Here is a 17,027-nt window from a genome sequence, read left to right on the forward strand (position 1 = left end):
CCCGCCGACCACCCTGCGCCCGATTCGTAAGACTTCGACACAGGTGAGCACCCGATTCAGGACCGTGATGACCGACACGACCAGCCGCACCGTGCACCTCACCGAGCGTCAGCCGACGGTCACCGGACCCGAGATGCTGGCGAGCCTGGTGCCGCCGCCGCAGTTCGACACGGCCACGTTCGACAGCTACCGCGCCGACCCCGCCTACCCCTCGCAGGAGGAGGCGAAGGACACCCTGATGCGCTTCGCCGGACGCGGTGCACCCGTGAAGCGCGGGGGGCTGTTCAGCCGCGCCAAGAAGGAGCCCGAACTCAAGCCGGGCGTCTATCTGGACGGCGGGTTCGGAGTCGGCAAGACGCACCTGCTGGCCTCGATCTACCACGCGATGCCCGCACGCCGGAAGTACTTCGGGTCGTTCATCGAGTACACGGCGCTCGTCGGCGCGCTCGGCTACAAGAACACCGTCGACCTGCTCAAGGGCGCCGATCTGCTGTGCATCGACGAGTTCGAGCTCGACGATCCGGGCGACACCATGGTCATGACCCGGCTCCTGGGCGAACTCGTGCCGACCGGCACCCGGCTCGCCGCGACCTCGAACACCCCGCCGAACGCTCTCGGGGAAGGACGCTTCGCCGCGCAGGACTTCCTGCGCGAGATCCACGCGATGTCCGACAGCTTCCAGACGCTGCGCATCGATGGCGTGGACTTCCGGCAGCGGGCGCTCGACGGTCACGCGGTCGTGCTCGATGACGAGGCCTACGCCGCGGCGGTCGAGAGTGCCGCGGCTGCGGCTGCGGGGGCGGCATCGGACGATCGGTTCGACGACCTGATCCGTCATCTCGCCCAAGTGCACCCTTCGCGCTACATCCGGCTCATCGACGGCCTCGGCAGCGTGGGGCTCCGCGATGTGCGCCAGCTCACGGACCAGTCGGAGGCGCTGCGGTTCGTCGCGTTCGTGGACCGCGTCTACGACGCGCAGATCCCGATCCTCGCGACCGGAACCGGCCTCGATGCCGTCTTCTCCGACGAGATGCTCGCCGGCGGGTACCGCAAGAAGTACTTGCGCGCCATCTCGCGCCTGAACGCGCTGACACATTCTGCGTAAGCCCGAAGCGTCGCGTAACGCGATGTTCACAGGCGAAGCCGCGCTGTAACCGCGGGGAAACAAACCTCACGCATTGGCGAAACCGCAGGTCGTCACACTGAAGCTCTCAATTACTTCGGATGTGAGGTTTTCCTATGGATGCTCCCGGCAACATCTCGTGGGCGATCACCGCGACAGCGCTGGTCCTGCTCATGACGCCCGGCGTCGCCTTCTTCTACGGCGGTCTCGTCAAGGCGAAGAGCGTCGTCAGCATGATGATGATGAGCTTCGGCTCGATCGGCCTTGTCGCCGTGCTGTGGATTCTCTTCGGCTTCTCGATGAGCGCCGTCGACAGCCCGACCGCCTTCGCCGGCAATCCGTTCGCCGACTTCGGGCTCTCGAGCCTGGCAGCCGGTGAGGGATCGAACGTTGCCCTGCTCGGCGTGGCCTACGGTGCCACCTTCGCGATCATCACGATCGCGCTGATCTCCGGCGCGATCGCGGACCGCGCCAAGTTCGGCAGCTGGCTGATCTTCGCCGGTGTCTTCGCCACCGTCGGCTACTTCCCGGTCGCCGCGTGGGTCTGGGGCGGTGGCTGGATCATGAACCTCGGCACCACCCTGTTCGGCGAGGACAGCGGCATCGGCGTGATCGACTACGCCGGCGGTACCGCGGTGCACATCAACGCCGGGGCCGCGGCTCTGGCCCTCGCGCTGGTCCTCGGCAAGCGCATCGGCTTCCAGAAGGGCATCCTGAAGCCGCACAACGTCCCGCTGACGCTCCTCGGCGCTGCGCTGCTCTGGTTCGGCTGGTTCGGCTTCAACGCCGGCGCCGAGTGGCTGGCCGAGGACATGGGGGGTGTGGGTCTCATCGGCATCAACACGCTCGGTGCGACGGCAGCGGCCATCCTCGGCTGGATCCTGGTCGAGAAGATCAAGGACGGCAAGCCCACCTCGGTCGGCGCCGCATCCGGTGCGGTGGCGGGCCTCGTCGCGATCACCCCGGCGTGCGCCAACCTGACGCCGGGCTGGGCACTGCTGCTCGGCGCACTCGCCGGTGTCGTGTGTGCACTCGCGATCGAGCTGAAGTTCCGTCTCGGCTTCGACGACTCGCTGGACGTGGTCGGCATCCACCTCGTCGGCGGCCTCATCGGAACGCTGTACCTCGGCTTCTTCGCCACCGAGACCGGCCTGTTCGTCGGCGGTGACGCCCGCCAGCTCGCCGTGCAGCTGATCGCCGCGCTCGGCGTGCTGATCTACTCCTTCGTCGTCGCGTTCATCATCGGCTTCGCGATCGAGAAGACGATCGGCTTCCGCATCACGAACGAGGACGAGATCGCCGGTGTCGACCAGGTCGTGCACGGCGAGGAGGGGTACGCACTCGCCGACGCGTGATCTGCGGTTAGGGTGACCGTGTGAGCAAGACCAACGGCATCCTGACAGCACTCGCGGAGATCCTGCTCAAGGCAGTGGGCTCCGGCCGGGCGTCTCGGACATCAGATCCGAGACGCCCGGACGCGCGTCTGCGGCCTTCGCAGGAGCGCTCGGCCCCGGCGGAGGGATCGGATCGCGGTCGCACGCGGGGCACCGAGACCGTCCGCATCGCTCCGGAGCGCATCACCGATCTGCAGGTCGCCTATGCGCCGCAGCGGGACGGGGCTCCGGATGCCGGGGAGATCGTCTGGACCTGGGTGCCGTACGAGGAGGACGACGGGCGGGGCAAAGACCGCCCTGTGCTCGTCATCGGCCGGGAATCCGCAGACCGCGTGTTCGCGGTGCGCATGACGAGCAAGCCCCACGACGGCGAGCGAGACTACCTCTCGATCGGCACCGGAGCCTGGGACTCGCAGGGACGCGAGTCCTGGGTCGATATCGAACAGCTGTACAGCGTGCACGAACGAGGGCTGCGGCGCGAGGCCGCAGTCCTGGATCGCACACGCTACGACCGGGTCGGAGCCGCTCTCACGCGGCGCTACGGGTGGTCCGTCGCGGGCTGAGCGTCGGGAACGCCTGCAGCACCATCTCCACCAGCTCGCTCAGCGGTCGGGTCAGCGGATCCGTGGCGGGGAGTCCGGTGTCGAGCTCGATCTCGTCGATGGCTGCGGTGAGCTGCGCCGTCGTGAGGTTCTCGTGGTTCACCGTGACGCCGATGACCTTCGTGTCCGCGAACGCCTCGATCAGCGTGATCTCACTCGTGACCGTCGGCATCGCGACCATGGGGAAATCGCCGAGGACCTTGCGGCCGGGGGCATGCTGCACGATGACGCCCGCGGGCTGACTGCCGCGGAGGATGTGAGCCGAGGTGATGTACGCGGGGTGGCTGAGTGCGCCCTGACCTTCCACGATGATCACGTCGGGATCCTCGCCCTCGAACGCTGCGACGACCTGATTCTCGACCTCGCCCGAGCAGAACTGCGGGACGAGGGCGTCGAGCGCCACGCCGTAGCGCCCGCCCTGGATGATCGTGGTCTGACCGGTACCGACCATGACGGCATGGATACCCTGCTCGTTGAGCGCCCGCACGAGGATCGTCGCCGTGGTGCGCTTGCCGATCGCCCCATCGGTCCCGAGGATCGTGATGCGGGGGCAGGTCACATCGAAGATGCGCCCCGAGAACAGGTGGAGATCCTTCTTCTCGCGCGGGCGACGGATATCGGTGATGGTGACCTGTGCGAGGAGCGCCGCTGCGACGAACTCGGCATCATCGGTGAGGAACTCGTGCAGCCCGTTGATGATGTGCATGCCCCGAGCGATGCCGTCCAGCAGCACGGTGCGCTGGTCGGCGGAGAGCAGGCCGTCCGCCGGGGCGACTCCGCAGATCAGGTAGTCCGGCACGTGACCCGCGTGGGCGATGGCCGTGGGCAGTCCGGCGAGGATCGGGATGTCGTTCGCGACGCCGTCCAGGAGCATTCCGGCATCGGCGCCCGCATGCGTGCTGTCGATGACGCTGAGGATCTCGTACTTCTCGGAGTGCCGGACCAGACCGTTCGCGGTCTTGCCGTCCTGCTCGCCGAACTGGCCCTCGCAGTAGACGATCGCCGTCGTCCCCGTCGGGAGAGCGATAGGAGTCGCCCACGCGTGCGCGGGGTCGATGAAAGGGGGAACTGACGGGGTGGGCATGATGCTCCTCGGGCTCACACAGAGGAGGCGACGGAGAACGAAATGACCGATGCGGCCCGTTGGTCGACGAGAAGTCTTCCCTGATGCCGGCAAGATACCGGCATGTTCACCGTAGCAGTGCTGTCTGAGACCCGGCCGCGAGTGCGCGTCAGGTCGGGGTCGGCTTCGCGGGCGTGCCGAACAGGACCGGTGCGAACCGTTCCGGTGCGGGGCAATCCGATCCGGCGCGGGCTTCGAACCAGTGGTGAGTCGCGCACAGCGGCGCCACACAAGGAGGAATCATGCGTTTCATCCCCACCAAGGTCCACGGAGCCCTCGACTACATCGTCGGCATCGCGTTGATCGCCGCACCCTGGCTGTTCGGTTTCGCGAACGTGGGCGGAGCAGCAGTCATCATCCCGATCGTCCTCGGCGTCGGCCTCATCGTCTACAGCCTGTTCACGAAGTACGAATGGGGCCCCTTCGGATTCATCCCGATGCCCGTCCATCTGGTGTTCGACATCGTCGCCAGCCTCTTCCTCGCGCTCTCTCCGTGGATCTTCGGCTTCGCGGGGGAAGCGCTCAACGTGTGGCTTCCGCACGTCGTCGTCGGTATCGCCGTGATCCTCGTCGTGCTGTTCTCGCAGCCGCAGCCGGCGACCACGAGGGCTCGGGCAGCCACCGCCTGATCTCTCCCGATACGCGGTGCCGGGCGACTGGACTTCCCGAAGCAGTCGCCCGGCACCGTCGTGTCAACGCCCCGATGTCGAGTGCTCGAACCCCCGCAGCGCCTCGCTCAACCACCGCCCGTACAGCGGCCACGGCTCGCCTCGCCGGCGGAGGGCGATGACGTGTGATCGCAGCTCGTCCGTGAATGTGAACCACTCTCCGCCCTCGCGGATCGAGGCGAAATCGCTATGTCGCTGCTGTTCGAGCGGGCGGCCGCCGCGCTCGAACGCGAGGAGCTCGTCGTGTCTGATGCTCGCCAGGCGCTGTCGCGGACGCCGACTGGTGCCGATCTTCACGCGGCGACCGAATCGGATGTAGTAGACGACGTCGACGCGGGGGAGGGGGAGGTCGGGATCGGGGGCGTCGCCGTAGCGCCATTCACAGGAGGCGCAACACCACGCGCCGTCTCTGCGGATTCCCCGAGCGCCACCGCAGAGGGCGCAGGGGCCGGGGAGTGCATGTTCGGTCGACACCGTGGCAGGCTACGCGCCCCCTCGGGCACGGCACCTCTTCTGCCGGGCGCGCGACGCGCATAGTGTCGACACGGAGGGCGAAGGGAACGGTGATGACGACGATACGGCGGGTGCTCCGGGTATCGGCCGCTCTGTGCGTCGTAGCGATCGCTCTCGTCGCGTGCACTCCGACGTCTCCCGCGTCGCCCTCTCGGACGCTCTCCGCGGAGCACGGCAGCCTCTCCCCAGAGCGCAGGACGACGATCGCGGAGGGCGTGGACGCCCCGTGGTCGATCGCCTTCTCCGGTGGCGCAGCGTTGATCAGTGAGCGCGACACCGCCCGCATCGTCGAGGTGTCGGACGAGGGCACGCTGCGTGAGGTCGGCGTGATCGGCGGTGTGGAGCCACGCGGAGAGGGCGGCCTGCTCGGCATCGCTGTTCACGAGGGCTACCTGTACGCGTATTCGACGACCGCCGAGGGGAACAGGGTGCAACGCTTCGCGCTGTCGGGGTCGCCCGGTTCGATGGAGATAAGTGGACCCGAGACGATCCTCTCCGGTCTCCCGGCCGCCGGGAACCACAACGGCGGCCGCATCGCGTTCGGTCCCGACGGAATGCTCTATGTGACGGTCGGCGACGCCGGCGATCGTGAGGGAGCGCAGGATGTCGGGTCGCTCGCGGGGAAGATCCTCCGCATCACACCGGACGGGAGAGTGCCGGAGGACAACCCCTTCGAGGGGTCGCCCGTCTTCAGCCTGGGCCACCGCAACCCGCAGGGCCTCGCGTGGGATGAAGACGGCACGATGTACGCGAGCGAGTTCGGTCAGGACACCTGGGACGAGCTGAACGTGATCGAGCCCGGTGGCAACTACGGATGGCCGGCGGTGGAGGGCATCGCCCAACGGGACGACTTCATCGATCCGGTTCAGCAGTGGGCGCCGGACATCGCGAGCCCGAGTGGCATCGCCATCGCGTCGGGATCGATCTTCATCGCGAACCTCCGCGGAGAGCGGCTCCGGGAGGTGCCGCTCTCCGATCTCCGGGTCTCGGGCGAGTACTTCGCAGAAGACGCGGCCGACTCGCTCGGGAGGCTTCGCGACGTCGTGGTCGCTCCGGACGGGGCGCTCTGGATCCTCACGAACAACACGGACGGGCGGGGAAACCCTCGGGAGGGTGACGACCGCGTCGTGCGCATCCCGATCGGGTAGCGCGACGACGGGCCGGGCATGTTCACGCCTCGGGAATCTCGCGTCCGAACGCCTCGAGCGTGATCGCCTCGGGCTCGGGCCCGCCGCGCACGCCCATGTCCAGGGCGTCGATGCGGCCGATCTCGTCGGCGCTGAGTTCGAAGTCGAAGACATCGAAGTTCTCCGCGATGCGAGCAGGCGTGACCGACTTCGGGATGGCCTGCACCCCGTTCTGGATGTGCCAGCGCAGCATCACCTGCGCGGCCGTCTTGCCGTGTGCCTCGGCGATCGCAAGGATCACAGGGTCGTTGAACGTGCTCCGGGAGTCGTCGCCCCGGTAGGACGTGATGCCGCCGATCGGCGACCAGGCCTGGGTCGCGATCCCGTGTTCGCTGCCGAAACGCTGCAGCGGCTTCTGCGAGAAATACGGATGCACCTCGATCTGGTTCACGGCCGGCACGACGGTGGTCTCCGACAGCAGGCGCTCGAGGTGGGGCACCATGAAGTTGCTCACACCGATCGCACGCACCTTCCCATCTGCGAGCAGGGCTTCCAGCGCCCGGTACGCGGCGACGGTGCGATCGAACTCGCTCGGCAGTGCCTGATGCAGGATGAAGAGGTCGATGACATCGACCTGCAGCTTGCGGATGCTCTTCTCCCAGGCGTGGAGTGTCTCGTCGTATCCGTAGTCGGAGATCCAGACCTTCGTCTCGAGGAACACCTCGTCACGGGGAAGACCGGATGCACGGAGGGCATCGCCGACGCCCCGCTCGTTCCCGTAGGCGGCGGCGGTGTCGATGAGTCGGTATCCGACGTCGAGCGCCGCTCCGACGGCCTCCGCGGTCTCGGTAGGGGGAGTCTGGAAGACGCCGAAGCCCAGCGCGGGCATCTCGACGCCGTTGTTCAGGGTGAGGTGAGTGGTCATGCTTCGACGCTAGGCCTGTTCGTCCAGGCGAGGGAGGGACTGGCAGTACTCCGATGGCCCCGCACCGCGTCGGCGCGGGGCCATCGAAGATCAGATGATGTCGCGCCCTTCGCGCTTCGCCTCCTTGGCATCCTTCACGAAAGCGCGAATCACGACGGCGAGCACACCGACGACGATGATCGGCCACACCAGCACGTACGCGGTCAGCAACACGGTCTCCATCAGGCTTCCTTCCCGGCGAGCGTGGCGTCGCCCTTCGTGTCGGCGCTTCGTGCGACATCCGCGTTGTCGAAGCTGCCGGTGCGTTCCTTGATCAGGTCGAAATCGAATCTCCTCGTCCTGTTCATCATCGTGAGAGCGACGCAGACGATCGTGCTCACCGCATAGGCGACCAGCGACCCCGACAGCACCGGGTATTGGTGGAGGAAGCCGATCGCGAACGGGGCCGACACCAGGGTGGCGAGCGTTCCGACCACGAGTGCCACCCGCAGGCCGAAGAAGCCGAACGACATCAGGGCCAGGACCACTCCGATCCCGACCACCGAGAGGACGTCGCTCACGAGCCCCCACCCGCCGGAGAGCGGGATCCACTCGAAGCGCACGGGCAGGAAAGCGGCGAGGGCGGCGATCACGGCGATGCTGAACGCGGAGTTGGTGACGCGATCCCAGTAGAAACTCGCGATGACGGGGAAGACGAGCGCTCCCCACAGCGCGCCGACGAAGACCAGCAGGTCGAGGATGTTGAACTGCATCGACGCGAAGCCGAGCGCCGCAGCGGTCGCGCCGATCATGGTGAGTCTGCCGACGAGCAGCATCGTCTTCGGGTTCGCGTTCTTCTTGCCCGCGATGTTCTGCCCGTAGATGTCGGCCATCATTATCGACGACAGAGCCGTCATGTCGGCATCAGCGGTGGAGGACAGCGAACCGATGATCATGACGAAGAACACGCAGATCAACAGCGGCGGCAGGTAGGTCGAAGCCATCTGCGGAATCAGGTTGTTGACGTCACCGTCGACCGGCTGGATCCCCGCGTACAGGGCGAGCACCCCGAGCATGCCGATGCCGATGATCGACGCGCCGTATCCGAAGGTCGCTGTCACGAAGGTCTTCTTGATCAGATCCTCGCGCACGGCGAACAGTCGCTGTGCGATGGTCTGGTTGCCGATGGCGTAGGCGAGCACGGCCGCGATGTAGGGCGCGCCCTGGTTGAAGAACGCATCGGACGAGAAGAAGTCGCCCTGCTGAGGGGTGAGGTTCGAGGCGCCGGTGACGAACAGCTCGGGCCCGCCCGCGGCGAAGAAGATCACCGGGACGATGATCGCGACGGCACCCAGCATCGCGATGACCTGCGCGAAGTCGGTGAGCACGGAGGCTCGGAAGCCGGACCACAGCGTGTAGGCGAGCACGCCGATCGCGATGGCGACGATGCCCTGCGTGAAGGTGAACGGCGACAGCATCGCGACCAGCGCGCCTCCGGCGATCAGATTCGAGGTGAGGCTGATCAGGCTGCCGAGCACGTTGGAGCCGGCGAGCATGAGCTGGCTCGAACGTCCGTGGCGCGCGAACATCACCTCGGCGATGGTGTGCGCGTGAGGCGCGACCTTGCGGATACGTCGCCCGAACGGGTAGATGAGCAGGATCATCAGGGCGCCCCAGAGACCGTAGTGGATGGGGCCGGAGATGCCGTAGGTGTATCCGGATGTCGCAGAGGCGTACATCGAGGATGCCCAGATCCAGGTGGCTGTCATCGAAGCGGCGGAGATGCCGAATCCGATCTTGCCGCCACCGGTCATGTACCCGTCGGCGTTCTCCTTCCTCCGGGAGATGCGGATGGACATGTAGAGGCTGCCGCCGAAGAACAGCAGCATGAGCAGGACCACGACCGGTCCTGACAGTGTGGGGAGGACTTCCACTTGGTACTCGCTTTCTCGTCTTGATGCGGCGATGCCGCCTGTCGATGGAGAAGGAGTCCCGCTAAGTGGGGGAGTAGTGCGTCGTCTGTTGTTGGGGGTTCTGAGGACTGCGGAGAACGGTCGACATGGCGAGAATGAACCTGGACCACTGAGGCGCATCACAGCACACAGACGAGTAGCCCGGGGTGCGGCTCCTTTCGGGGACGTCCGTTTCCGGGCGCACCGAACGTCGGTGCATCCTCGAACGGGATTCGGTGATCGCGTGGCGCGCCGGCGGGCGGTTGACGCGAGAGATCACGGCGGACCGGTGATCGTCACTCATGGAAGATGAGCGCCTTCTCGACCATAGCAAGTTCCCAGGAAAGCCGCCGGGGGCGTTGCGATGAAACAGAAAAGCCCCCGGATGACCGGGGGCTGTGTGGTGGGCGATACCGGACTCGAACCGATGACCTCTTCCGTGTGAAGGACTCGGAACCTGCTGTGCAGCGGGTTCCACATGGTGATTCCGTTGCATCTGCTGCGATGGTCGGTGGTCGTCTGCACGGCGGGGGTGCGCCGGGGGTGCGCACGATATGACCTCCACGGGCACATCTGGTCTACCGTCCGATGATGTCCTCGCCGCGATCCGCTCGCACATCTGTGCCCGACCGTACGAGGTCGAGCCTGGTCGATTCATTCGTTGCCAGTCTCGCCGCACGGCAGTGTGCCCGTCCTGCGCCGGTCTGTATCGTGGCGACTGGCAACGTATCGCACGCTCAGGCATCTACGACGCGGACGGGCACCCGCTCGTCGGTTTTCGCTACTTCTTCATCACGCTCTCGGCTCCGTCGTTCGGGTCGGTGCATCTCGTGCCGAAGTGGGAGCGCGACGTAGGTAAGCGGTGCAAGTGTGGGCAGTTGCATACTCACGAGGACGTGTCGTTGCGGGGTCTGCCGATTGATCTGGACACCTACGACTATGAGGGGCAAGTGCGGTGGCATGGGGCGCTCGGGCGGCTCTGGAAGTCGGCGGCGGCGGCAATGCGGCGGCTCTGCCCGGATGCTGAGTACTTCGCCGTGCGCGAGGTTCAAGCGCGAATGGCGCTGCACGTTCATGCTGTCGTGCGGGTTCCGGCGTGGGCGATGGTCGATGCCGAGACGATGGGCAACGGGGCGAGGTCGGCAACGGCAATGCACCCGGCGACGGGCGAGATAGTCGAGTGGGGCAAGCGCGGCGTGCAGGATCGGGAGATTCGAGCACGGCTGACGGAGACGGACGGCGTAACGCCGGACATGTCGCGAGCGGCGGCGCGCATCGTCTCGTATGTGGGTAAGGCACTCGGCTACTCGTTGAAGGACGTGACACCGGGCGAGCGCGACGAGGCGGCGACCCCTGAGCGGGTCGAGTTCGTCATACGGCTGCGGCAAACGGCTCGACTCGGGGTGCGCTGCGTGGATTGCCCTCCCGGTGGACCGGCGGATTGCACTCGTCGTGCGCATGACAATCTCGGCTATGGCGGTCACGTCGTGACAGTTTCGCGGCCAACGGATAAGAGTCAGGGGTGGTCGCTGTCGCATCTGACCCGCAAGCGGCTACGCGAGGAGCGTAAGGCGTGGATGGAAGCGAACCGACCCGCGGATGTGGGAGGTGGCTTGAGCGACGCAGACGTGAGGTTGGCTGAGTGGCTGGCGGAGCAAGCAGCGCGCCGCGCGCGGCAGCAATGGGAGAGTTCGCGCAACTCGCGTGCTCCATGAGGCAACGCGACTGGGTGAGCTAACAACGCTAGATGAGATGAGAACTCTCAAATGTCCCGTCGACTTCTCGAGGGATCGTTTTGCTCCCACCATCAAGGCTGTAATGAACCAGCCCGGAGATACCAACCCAATCCCCGTAGACAGGCGGGCGAGTCCAACGAGGCTGAGAGAACAGAAGGAGAGACTCGCCGACATGGAGTCGCTTGGGGAGGAGGTCGGTGTCCGTCTCTGGGGCGAATGTTGAGTCAACGGGGATCCAATGGGTTGTCCCAGCGCTGACGGTGTCAGCTAATCCCACAGAGTACGGCGTGAACCCGTGGACGAAGACGGTCGCCCCCTGGTTCTCGATAACAACGACAAGCGCTTCGCCACCGGCAACATGAAGTCGAAAGTTCACATCTACTCCGGCGGCGGTGGCAGCTGCCGCTAAGGCCGATGATGACGCTGCGGCTTGCATCGCTTCAAGGGCAGCGTCACGCGCGGCGGTAGCGACCTTCTCTGAGTCCAGCGCGTCATTACGACTGTCTGTTGCGGCTTTCGCTTGCACAAACGCGAAAACGGCAGCTGCGACTGCCGCAAGTGATGAGCAGAGGGCTACCCACAGTTCTGGAGTCACGAGGACTACCGTAGTAGCAAATCGTTGGCTCGCCGCGAGGCCCGAGGGCGTCGTCGCTACGATCGACCCATGACTAGCCTGCTCGACGAGATCATTGACGGAAGTTCTGACTCGACGGTCAGAACGGCCGACCTTCTCCGCAAGGTTCAGGTTGCGGCGACCCGGGTGGGTGCACCGGGCGTTGTTCGCTGGGTGCAGCAGGAGCTTCAAGGCTACGACGATGATGCGGAATTACCTGCGTATCGTCAGATGATGTCCCGCGTCACGGGGCTTTTCACGGGTCCGATGCAGTCGCGTATCACCCATCAACTGCCGCCGCACTCGGACTTTCATGATGACTTTCAAGTAAAGATGCGTCAGCCGCTGTCTACACTGCAGTCGTTCGCTGACGCGGATGAGGACGCGGAGCTGCACTGGTTGGCATGGAGGGTGAAGGAGTACGAATCCTCAGGGGCATTCGCGATCCACTTGCACCATCTTTTCGATGCCTGGAACGTGATCACGAGGCAGTCGCTCTTGGGCGTCGTGGACACAGTGCGAAGCAAAGCAATGGAGTTCGCACTGAGCCTTCAACAAGAGTTCCCAGAGGCGGGATCAGTCGGTGGGCCATCGGTACGGACAGACAGTGCCGTCGCTCCTGTTGTCTTCAACACGACCAACAACATCTATGGGCATGGCACAAATATTGCGACGGGATACGACATCTCACAAAAGACCGTACTCAAGGGCAACCGGCTCGAACTTGTGCGTCAGGCTGAAAACCTGGGGCTGAGCGCGACGGACGCTAACGCATTCGCTGACGCCGTGGAGACGGAGCAGGACATATCGAAGCCGAGAGTCACTGGCTTCTTGGATCGCGTGCGTGACGGTGCGGTGGCCGTGGGCTTGTCTGTGTCGTCAGATGTGGTGGCCGGGTCGCTGATTGAACTCGCCAAACTGTACTTGGGCATCAGCTGACGGCAAGGGCCGATTGCGGCCTGCGGCAGCGTCCGTGGACGGCGCGAAGGCAGGAACAGTCACAGGAGTAGGCGGCGTGACCTGCGGGTGGGCTGTGCGGGCGGCGTGGACCGGCCGGAGGCCGCACGCCGCGACGCCCGCACAGCCCGCGCGGGCGCGTCAGCGCCCGCCTTGTTCATGTAGAGGATCTTTTCCCGGCAGCGCCGGGAGTACATCAGACTCGCCCGCTTGGCGGCAACGAGAAGCCCCCGACCTGGGAGCGGGCCGGGGGCTTCGGTGGTGCGACTACTGAATGAGGTCATCGTCGGACAGTGGTGCGTGATACCAGTTTCCGATCTGAGTGTGTGACAGCCCGAACGACTTGGCGACTGAACTCTGAGAGCGACCTTGGACTACGGCGTATTCCGCGACTAGGTGCTCAGCTTGCGCGAGCTGCTGCCTGGCGCGAACAAGCGCGTCGATTAGCAGCGCTTGCTTGGTGCTGTCCCGGGCGCTGCTCTTCGTGATCGTCGCTGTCGCCTCGTTGAGGGTGTCCGCGATCCGTTGTATGTGGGGGAGCAGGTCGGCAGTGCGACCCGCCCTGTGAGCCGGATAGTGCTCGGCTGGTTGATCCATCTTGCTCGGTGTGCCCGGTCTGCGTGGTGTCATGGTGGCAGACTATCGCAACTCAGTTGCAGTTTCTAGAAACATGTTCTACCTTGATTGCAGTTGCAAACTGGTTGCAACTTACGGCAACTCTGAGTGCGCTGGTTGCGTACCGAGAAGGGAACACCATGTTCAAGATTGATGAGTCCGAGGACATCCGGGCGCTGTCTTTTCAGCCGAAGATCGCGGATCGCAAGACAGGCGAGCAGAAGATCGACCGCGTGAGCAACCTGCCCGTGTGGTCGGTGACTGCGCTGAAGATGAGCGATGACCCACTGGAGAAGCCGGAGTTGATCACGGTCTCCATAACGTCCCGTACGGAGCCGGAGATTCTGCCGCTGGCGACGGGCTTCGAGGGCCTGGAGGTAGGCAACTATGCGATCCCCGGCGACGGTGGTGGCATTCAGGCTGCTGGCCTGTTCTTCCGTGCGTCCGCTCTCGTGGCGTTGGAGGCGTGATCATGTCGAAGCTCGTTCAGGCAGCGCGTGGTGTGACAGTCGGCATGTTGGCTGCTGTGGCTCTCGTGGCGCTGGTGGCGTGCTCGGCAACGGCCACGCCCGTCGCGCGGGATATCTATGGGGAGGAAGATGCTGAGACTGTCACTGTGTCGCAGGTCACCCCGCCTCGGGCGGGTACGGCTGACGGCTCGGCGGTGGTGTTTGTGCCTCGGCTGGGCGACTTCGGAAGTATTCGGAACGTGGTTGACGGTCGGGCGCGAGTGTCGCTGTGCGCGGTGTCGTTCTCGGAGCCGAATGCGGTGCGAGGGGCCAACGACGAGTGTCATTGGGTGCAGTCCTCTGACGTTGGGGGTATGCACGTGCGTATCGATGGTCTTGACGATGGTGAGCACACCCTAGAGGTCACGCTCTTCGAGCGCTGGGATTCTGAGCCGGTGAGCACACAACGGGTGTCGTTTGAGGTGCCGGAGGCGACACGATGAGCGCCCTACTGAGGTCGTGGGCCTGGTGGGTAACGAAGGGCGTCGGGCGCTCGCTTCTCGCGTTCGGGTACACCGCTGCCTACGTCGTCATCGTCGTGGCATCGCTCATGCAGGCGCGTACGAGCGTGGCGGCGTTGTTGCTGGCGATTGTGCTGCTGGCTGCTGGCGTGGCTGCCCTGATTTGGTTCCCGAGGTTCGCCCCTGGGGCTGGCGATTGGCGGCGCTGGCGAAAGGCGCGGGGCACCCGTCGCGCGGCGGTGCAGGGCTACCGGCATGCGGTTGGGATGCGACTGATCCCGGCACTGTCGGATGACGATTACGAGTGGGCGATGCGGAGGCCGGTGAAGCGGCTGCCTTCTGCGCGTTTCCGGGTTATGCCGGATTGGGTCGTGCTCACGGTGGCGCAAACTCAGGCCGCGACGACGGATGAGTTAGTCAAGCGCGCAGAGTCGTATGCCCCGGTCGCGGCCGCGCCCGCTGATTGGGTGACGGTGCAACGACAGACTGACGCAGTGGTGCGGATCGTATGGCGGCGCGCTGCCCCGGTCGACCAGCTTGCAGAGAGCCTCCCGTTCCAGATGGTGCCGGCGTCGGCTGATCCGATTGCGCCTGTGCTGGTGGGTCGCACGGATACCGGCGTTGAGTACCGGCTCAACGTGTTCGACCGTCAGACCTTGGTACTCGGGGCGTCAGGTGCCGGAAAGGGTTCGTGGCTGTGGTCTACAGTCCTTGCGCTAACGCCGCATATCAAGGCTGGGACGGTCGAGGTCTGGGGTGCTGACCTCAAGGGGCTGGTGGAGCTGTCGGCCGCGTTGCCGATGTTCGCCCGGAAGGCGAGGACCTTCGAAGAGGCGGCGGAGATGATCGCTGCGCTGCGTGTCGAGGTGGATCACCGTCTTGAGCACATGGTCTCAGTCGGTTCACGCAAGCACGTTCCAACGCGGGAAGAACCTGGACGGCTTATGATCTTCGACGAGTTCTCGTCGCTGATCTTCAGTGCTCCGAGCAGCAAGGAGAAGGCGGCTGTTGAGGCTGATCTGAAGTCGATCCTGTCTCGGGGGCGGGCCGCGCGAATCAACGTGCTCGCGTTTGCCCAAGACCCACGCGCCGATTCGCTGCTGGCACGTCCGCTGTTCACGAACGTGGTGGGCCTCCGTTTCCGAACTGCTGACGATACGAAGCTGGCAATCGGTCCTGCTGCGTATGACGCGGGGGCCAAGTGCGAGTTGATCCCTCAGTCAACGCCTGGCGTCGGTTACGCGATGGATGAGGAGTCGGGGACGGTGCAGCGTGTGCGTGCGTTCTGAGTGTCGGATGAGCTGCTTGCTGAGGCCTCAGCGGACATGGAGCGGTTCGCGGCGCTGCGGGAAGGGGCGGCATCATGAGCGTTGTATCCGACGACCTCACGAACTATTCGCTTGAGGACTTGAACGCCGTCATCCGGCGCATGGAACTCGTTGCGATAGCTGCTGCGATGCGGGGTCAGGAGTCGGAGGCTGCGGACACGCTGGGCGAGCTCTACGAGCTTCGTGACCGTGTTTGGGAGCGTGAGCGTGCGCAGGAGTGGGAGCGTCAGCGTGAGCGTGATTGGCACGCAGAGATCGAGGCTGCTGCTGATCGCGAGTTCGAAGAGGGGCGCGATGATGATTGACCACACTGCATCCTCCGATGACCGCCTGTTCATCAGCGAGAAGGATCTGGCTCGTGAACTGGGCGTGCATCCGTCGACACTGACGCGGCTTGCTCAGCAAGGCAAGTTGCCGGTGCAGCCGGTGTACGTCGGGCACCGTCGCGTGTATCCGCGTGCGGCGGTCGAGAAGCTGGCGGGGGTGGCCTGATGGCGTTCGTTCGCAAGACCGATGCCGGTCGCTGGCGGGGCATCGCGAAGCGGGGGAGGGTCACGCTTGGATCGCGCACGTTCGACCTCCGCCGCGATGCCCTGGCTTGGGCCGAACGTACGGAGAATCAAGCGGTTGGCGGTGTCGATGTTCGGGCCGGGAAGGCGCTGGTACGCGAGCTACTGCCCGAGTGGTTGGAGCATCGTCAGGCGACGGTGACGCCTCAAGCTGCGGCGACGGACGGTCAGTTGATCCGGCTCATGTCGCCGCCGCTGGGGGCGCGTGCTGTGGCCTCGGTGCTGCCCGTCGACGTCGAACGCTGGTACATCTACCTTCGTCAGCATCATCGGCAGTCCGACGGCTCGATGAAGCGCTATCGCGGGTCGCTCTCGGCGTTCTTTGCGTGGTGCATCGCTGAGGGTCGCGCCGCACAGAATCCGGTGACGGCATCGCGACTGCCCGCGCCAGTCGGCCCGCCCTCCGAGATGCGCCCGCTCTCTGAGGCTGATCTGTCCGATGTGGTGGAGAAGGTGCGCGCTCGCTGTGCACATTGCGCCGATCTCGTCACGGTCCTCGCTTGGAGCGGCGTTCGATTTGGCGAGGCGCGGGAGTTGAGAGTGAAGGACGTGAGCGAACTACCTACGCCGTCGCTGCGGGTGTCGCGGAGTCGGTCCGAGGGTGAGGCGGTCAAGAGCACGAAGGGCCGTCGTGCCCGGCGTGTGCCGTTGGCTGAACCGGCCTGGGTGATCGTTCGCGAACTCATGCGTTTGAAGCGTCCGGACGACCTGTTGTTGACGGGTGAGCACGGAGGGCAACTTTGGCGCTCCCAGTTCCTGCGCTCGTCAGGCTTCACGGAGGCCTCGGACGGACGCCGCATACACGATTTGCGACACTCATTCGCAACTTTGGC

At 65.3% G+C, this 17,027-nt stretch carries 18 protein-coding genes; 13 read left to right on the forward strand and 5 right to left on the reverse strand.

The genetic code is table 11. The annotated features are described in order from the left end of the window. Positions 1-67: 67 nt before the first annotated feature. From zapE to CQ042_RS09100, 3 genes are all read left to right on the forward strand, one after another. Entirely contained in the window at positions 68-1,105 is a 1,038-nt protein-coding gene (gene zapE / locus CQ042_RS09090) for a cell division protein ZapE (RefSeq protein ID WP_105670150.1), read from the forward strand. A 134-nt stretch (positions 1,106-1,239) separates the two neighbouring features. After that, entirely contained in the window at positions 1,240-2,478 is a 1,239-nt protein-coding gene (locus tag CQ042_RS09095; RefSeq protein WP_105670151.1) for an ammonium transporter, read from the forward strand. A gap of 20 nt (positions 2,479-2,498) precedes the next feature. Beyond that, positions 2,499-3,080 carry a type II toxin-antitoxin system PemK/MazF family toxin gene (locus CQ042_RS09100; RefSeq protein ID WP_105670152.1) on the forward strand — a complete coding sequence of 194 codons (582 nt, stop codon included), beginning with the start codon at positions 2,499-2,501 and terminating at the stop codon, positions 3,078-3,080. Here the strand turns inward: CQ042_RS09100 and CQ042_RS09105 are convergent. Further along, positions 3,046-4,203, reverse strand: coding sequence for a DUF1611 domain-containing protein (locus CQ042_RS09105; protein ID WP_181157509.1), 1,158 nt, complete (start codon positions 4,201-4,203; stop codon positions 3,046-3,048). The two genes, CQ042_RS09100 and CQ042_RS09105, sit on opposite strands and share 35 nt — an antisense overlap. A gap of 281 nt (positions 4,204-4,484) precedes the next feature. On the opposite strand from CQ042_RS09105, the gene CQ042_RS09110 reads away from it, so the two are divergent. Next, positions 4,485-4,871 carry an SPW repeat protein gene (locus CQ042_RS09110; RefSeq protein ID WP_105670153.1) on the forward strand — a complete coding sequence of 129 codons (387 nt, stop codon included), beginning with the start codon at positions 4,485-4,487 and terminating at the stop codon, positions 4,869-4,871. Positions 4,872-4,934: 63 nt separating this feature from the next. On the opposite strand, the gene CQ042_RS09115 is transcribed toward CQ042_RS09110, so the two are convergent. After that, complete coding sequence (locus tag CQ042_RS09115) at positions 4,935-5,384, reverse strand: hypothetical protein (protein ID WP_105670154.1); 450 nt, start codon at positions 5,382-5,384, stop codon at positions 4,935-4,937. A 92-nt stretch (positions 5,385-5,476) separates the two neighbouring features. On the opposite strand from CQ042_RS09115, the gene CQ042_RS09120 reads away from it, so the two are divergent. Beyond that, entirely contained in the window at positions 5,477-6,571 is a 1,095-nt protein-coding gene (locus CQ042_RS09120; RefSeq protein WP_105670155.1) for a sorbosone dehydrogenase family protein, read from the forward strand. Positions 6,572-6,593: 22 nt separating this feature from the next. Here CQ042_RS09120 and CQ042_RS09125 read toward each other — a convergent pair whose 3' ends face one another. The 3 genes from CQ042_RS09125 to CQ042_RS09130 form a co-directional block, all read right to left on the reverse strand. Beyond that, positions 6,594-7,475 (reverse strand): aldo/keto reductase, encoded by an 882-nt coding sequence (locus tag CQ042_RS09125; RefSeq protein ID WP_105670156.1) that lies wholly within the window; start codon positions 7,473-7,475, stop codon positions 6,594-6,596. 90 nt (positions 7,476-7,565) lie between these two features. After that, positions 7,566-7,697, reverse strand: a complete 132-nt coding sequence (locus CQ042_RS20605; RefSeq protein WP_219844834.1) for a putative transporter small subunit — start codon at positions 7,695-7,697, stop codon at positions 7,566-7,568. Then, entirely contained in the window at positions 7,697-9,343 is a 1,647-nt protein-coding gene (locus tag CQ042_RS09130; protein ID WP_105670178.1) for a sodium:solute symporter family protein, read from the reverse strand. The genes CQ042_RS20605 and CQ042_RS09130 overlap by 1 nt, the downstream gene beginning before the upstream one ends. A 617-nt stretch (positions 9,344-9,960) precedes the next feature. Between CQ042_RS09130 and CQ042_RS09135 the strand changes: the two genes are divergently transcribed. The 8 genes from CQ042_RS09135 to CQ042_RS09175 all read left to right on the forward strand — a co-directional run. After that, on the forward strand, positions 9,961-11,121 hold the full coding sequence (locus tag CQ042_RS09135) for a replication initiator (protein ID WP_146115369.1): 1,161 nt from the start codon (positions 9,961-9,963) through the stop codon (positions 11,119-11,121). A gap of 685 nt (positions 11,122-11,806) precedes the next feature. Beyond that, entirely contained in the window at positions 11,807-12,694 is an 888-nt protein-coding gene (locus CQ042_RS09140; RefSeq protein ID WP_105670158.1) for a hypothetical protein, read from the forward strand. A gap of 773 nt (positions 12,695-13,467) precedes the next feature. Next, positions 13,468-13,797, forward strand: a complete 330-nt coding sequence (locus tag CQ042_RS09150; RefSeq protein ID WP_097167031.1) for a hypothetical protein — start codon at positions 13,468-13,470, stop codon at positions 13,795-13,797. Between the two features lie 2 nt (positions 13,798-13,799). Next, the gene (locus CQ042_RS09155) at positions 13,800-14,279 is read left to right on the forward strand and encodes a hypothetical protein (RefSeq protein ID WP_146115370.1); all 480 of its coding nucleotides are present in this window, start codon (positions 13,800-13,802) and stop codon (positions 14,277-14,279) included. Beyond that, a complete protein-coding gene (locus CQ042_RS09160; protein WP_105670161.1) occupies positions 14,276-15,586 on the forward strand; it encodes a hypothetical protein in 1,311 nt (436 codons plus the stop codon). The genes CQ042_RS09155 and CQ042_RS09160 overlap by 4 nt, the downstream gene beginning before the upstream one ends. A gap of 74 nt (positions 15,587-15,660) precedes the next feature. Then, on the forward strand, positions 15,661-15,930 hold the full coding sequence (locus CQ042_RS09165) for a hypothetical protein (protein ID WP_105670162.1): 270 nt from the start codon (positions 15,661-15,663) through the stop codon (positions 15,928-15,930). Further along, complete coding sequence (locus CQ042_RS09170; protein WP_105670163.1) at positions 15,920-16,117, forward strand: helix-turn-helix domain-containing protein; 198 nt, start codon at positions 15,920-15,922, stop codon at positions 16,115-16,117. The genes CQ042_RS09165 and CQ042_RS09170 overlap by 11 nt, the downstream gene beginning before the upstream one ends. Continuing rightward, the coding region (locus CQ042_RS09175) for a tyrosine-type recombinase/integrase (protein ID WP_105670164.1) at positions 16,117-17,027 on the forward strand (911 nt) is incomplete at its 3' end. The genes CQ042_RS09170 and CQ042_RS09175, both read left to right, overlap by 1 nt.

It is taken from the genome of Microbacterium sp. MYb62, assembly GCF_002979475.1.
Classification (GTDB): Bacteria; Actinomycetota; Actinomycetes; order Actinomycetales; family Microbacteriaceae; genus Microbacterium.

What these genes read in the sequence shown, in the direction of transcription:
- zapE (WP_105670150.1), top strand. Translation starts at nt 68, where the DNA reads ATGACCGACACGACCAGCCGCACCGTGCACCTCACCGAGCGTCAGCCG.
- CQ042_RS09095 (WP_105670151.1), top strand. Translation starts at nt 1,240, where the DNA reads ATGGATGCTCCCGGCAACATCTCGTGGGCGATCACCGCGACAGCGCTG.
- CQ042_RS09105 (WP_181157509.1), bottom strand. Translation starts at nt 4,203, where the DNA reads ATGCCCACCCCGTCAGTTCCCCCTTTCATCGACCCCGCGCACGCGTGG.
- CQ042_RS09110 (WP_105670153.1), top strand. Translation starts at nt 4,485, where the DNA reads ATGCGTTTCATCCCCACCAAGGTCCACGGAGCCCTCGACTACATCGTC.
- CQ042_RS09120 (WP_105670155.1), top strand. Translation starts at nt 5,477, where the DNA reads ATGACGACGATACGGCGGGTGCTCCGGGTATCGGCCGCTCTGTGCGTC.
- CQ042_RS09125 (WP_105670156.1), bottom strand. Translation starts at nt 7,475, where the DNA reads ATGACCACTCACCTCACCCTGAACAACGGCGTCGAGATGCCCGCGCTG.
- CQ042_RS20605 (WP_219844834.1), bottom strand. Translation starts at nt 7,697, where the DNA reads ATGGAGACCGTGTTGCTGACCGCGTACGTGCTGGTGTGGCCGATCATC.
- CQ042_RS09130 (WP_105670178.1), bottom strand. Translation starts at nt 9,343, where the DNA reads ATGCTGCTGTTCTTCGGCGGCAGCCTCTACATGTCCATCCGCATCTCC.
- CQ042_RS09135 (WP_146115369.1), top strand. Translation starts at nt 9,961, where the DNA reads ATGACCTCCACGGGCACATCTGGTCTACCGTCCGATGATGTCCTCGCC.
- CQ042_RS09140 (WP_105670158.1), top strand. Translation starts at nt 11,807, where the DNA reads ATGACTAGCCTGCTCGACGAGATCATTGACGGAAGTTCTGACTCGACG.
- CQ042_RS09150 (WP_097167031.1), top strand. Translation starts at nt 13,468, where the DNA reads ATGTTCAAGATTGATGAGTCCGAGGACATCCGGGCGCTGTCTTTTCAG.
- CQ042_RS09155 (WP_146115370.1), top strand. Translation starts at nt 13,800, where the DNA reads ATGTCGAAGCTCGTTCAGGCAGCGCGTGGTGTGACAGTCGGCATGTTG.
- CQ042_RS09160 (WP_105670161.1), top strand. Translation starts at nt 14,276, where the DNA reads ATGAGCGCCCTACTGAGGTCGTGGGCCTGGTGGGTAACGAAGGGCGTC.
- CQ042_RS09165 (WP_105670162.1), top strand. Translation starts at nt 15,661, where the DNA reads ATGAGCGTTGTATCCGACGACCTCACGAACTATTCGCTTGAGGACTTG.
- CQ042_RS09170 (WP_105670163.1), top strand. Translation starts at nt 15,920, where the DNA reads ATGATGATTGACCACACTGCATCCTCCGATGACCGCCTGTTCATCAGC.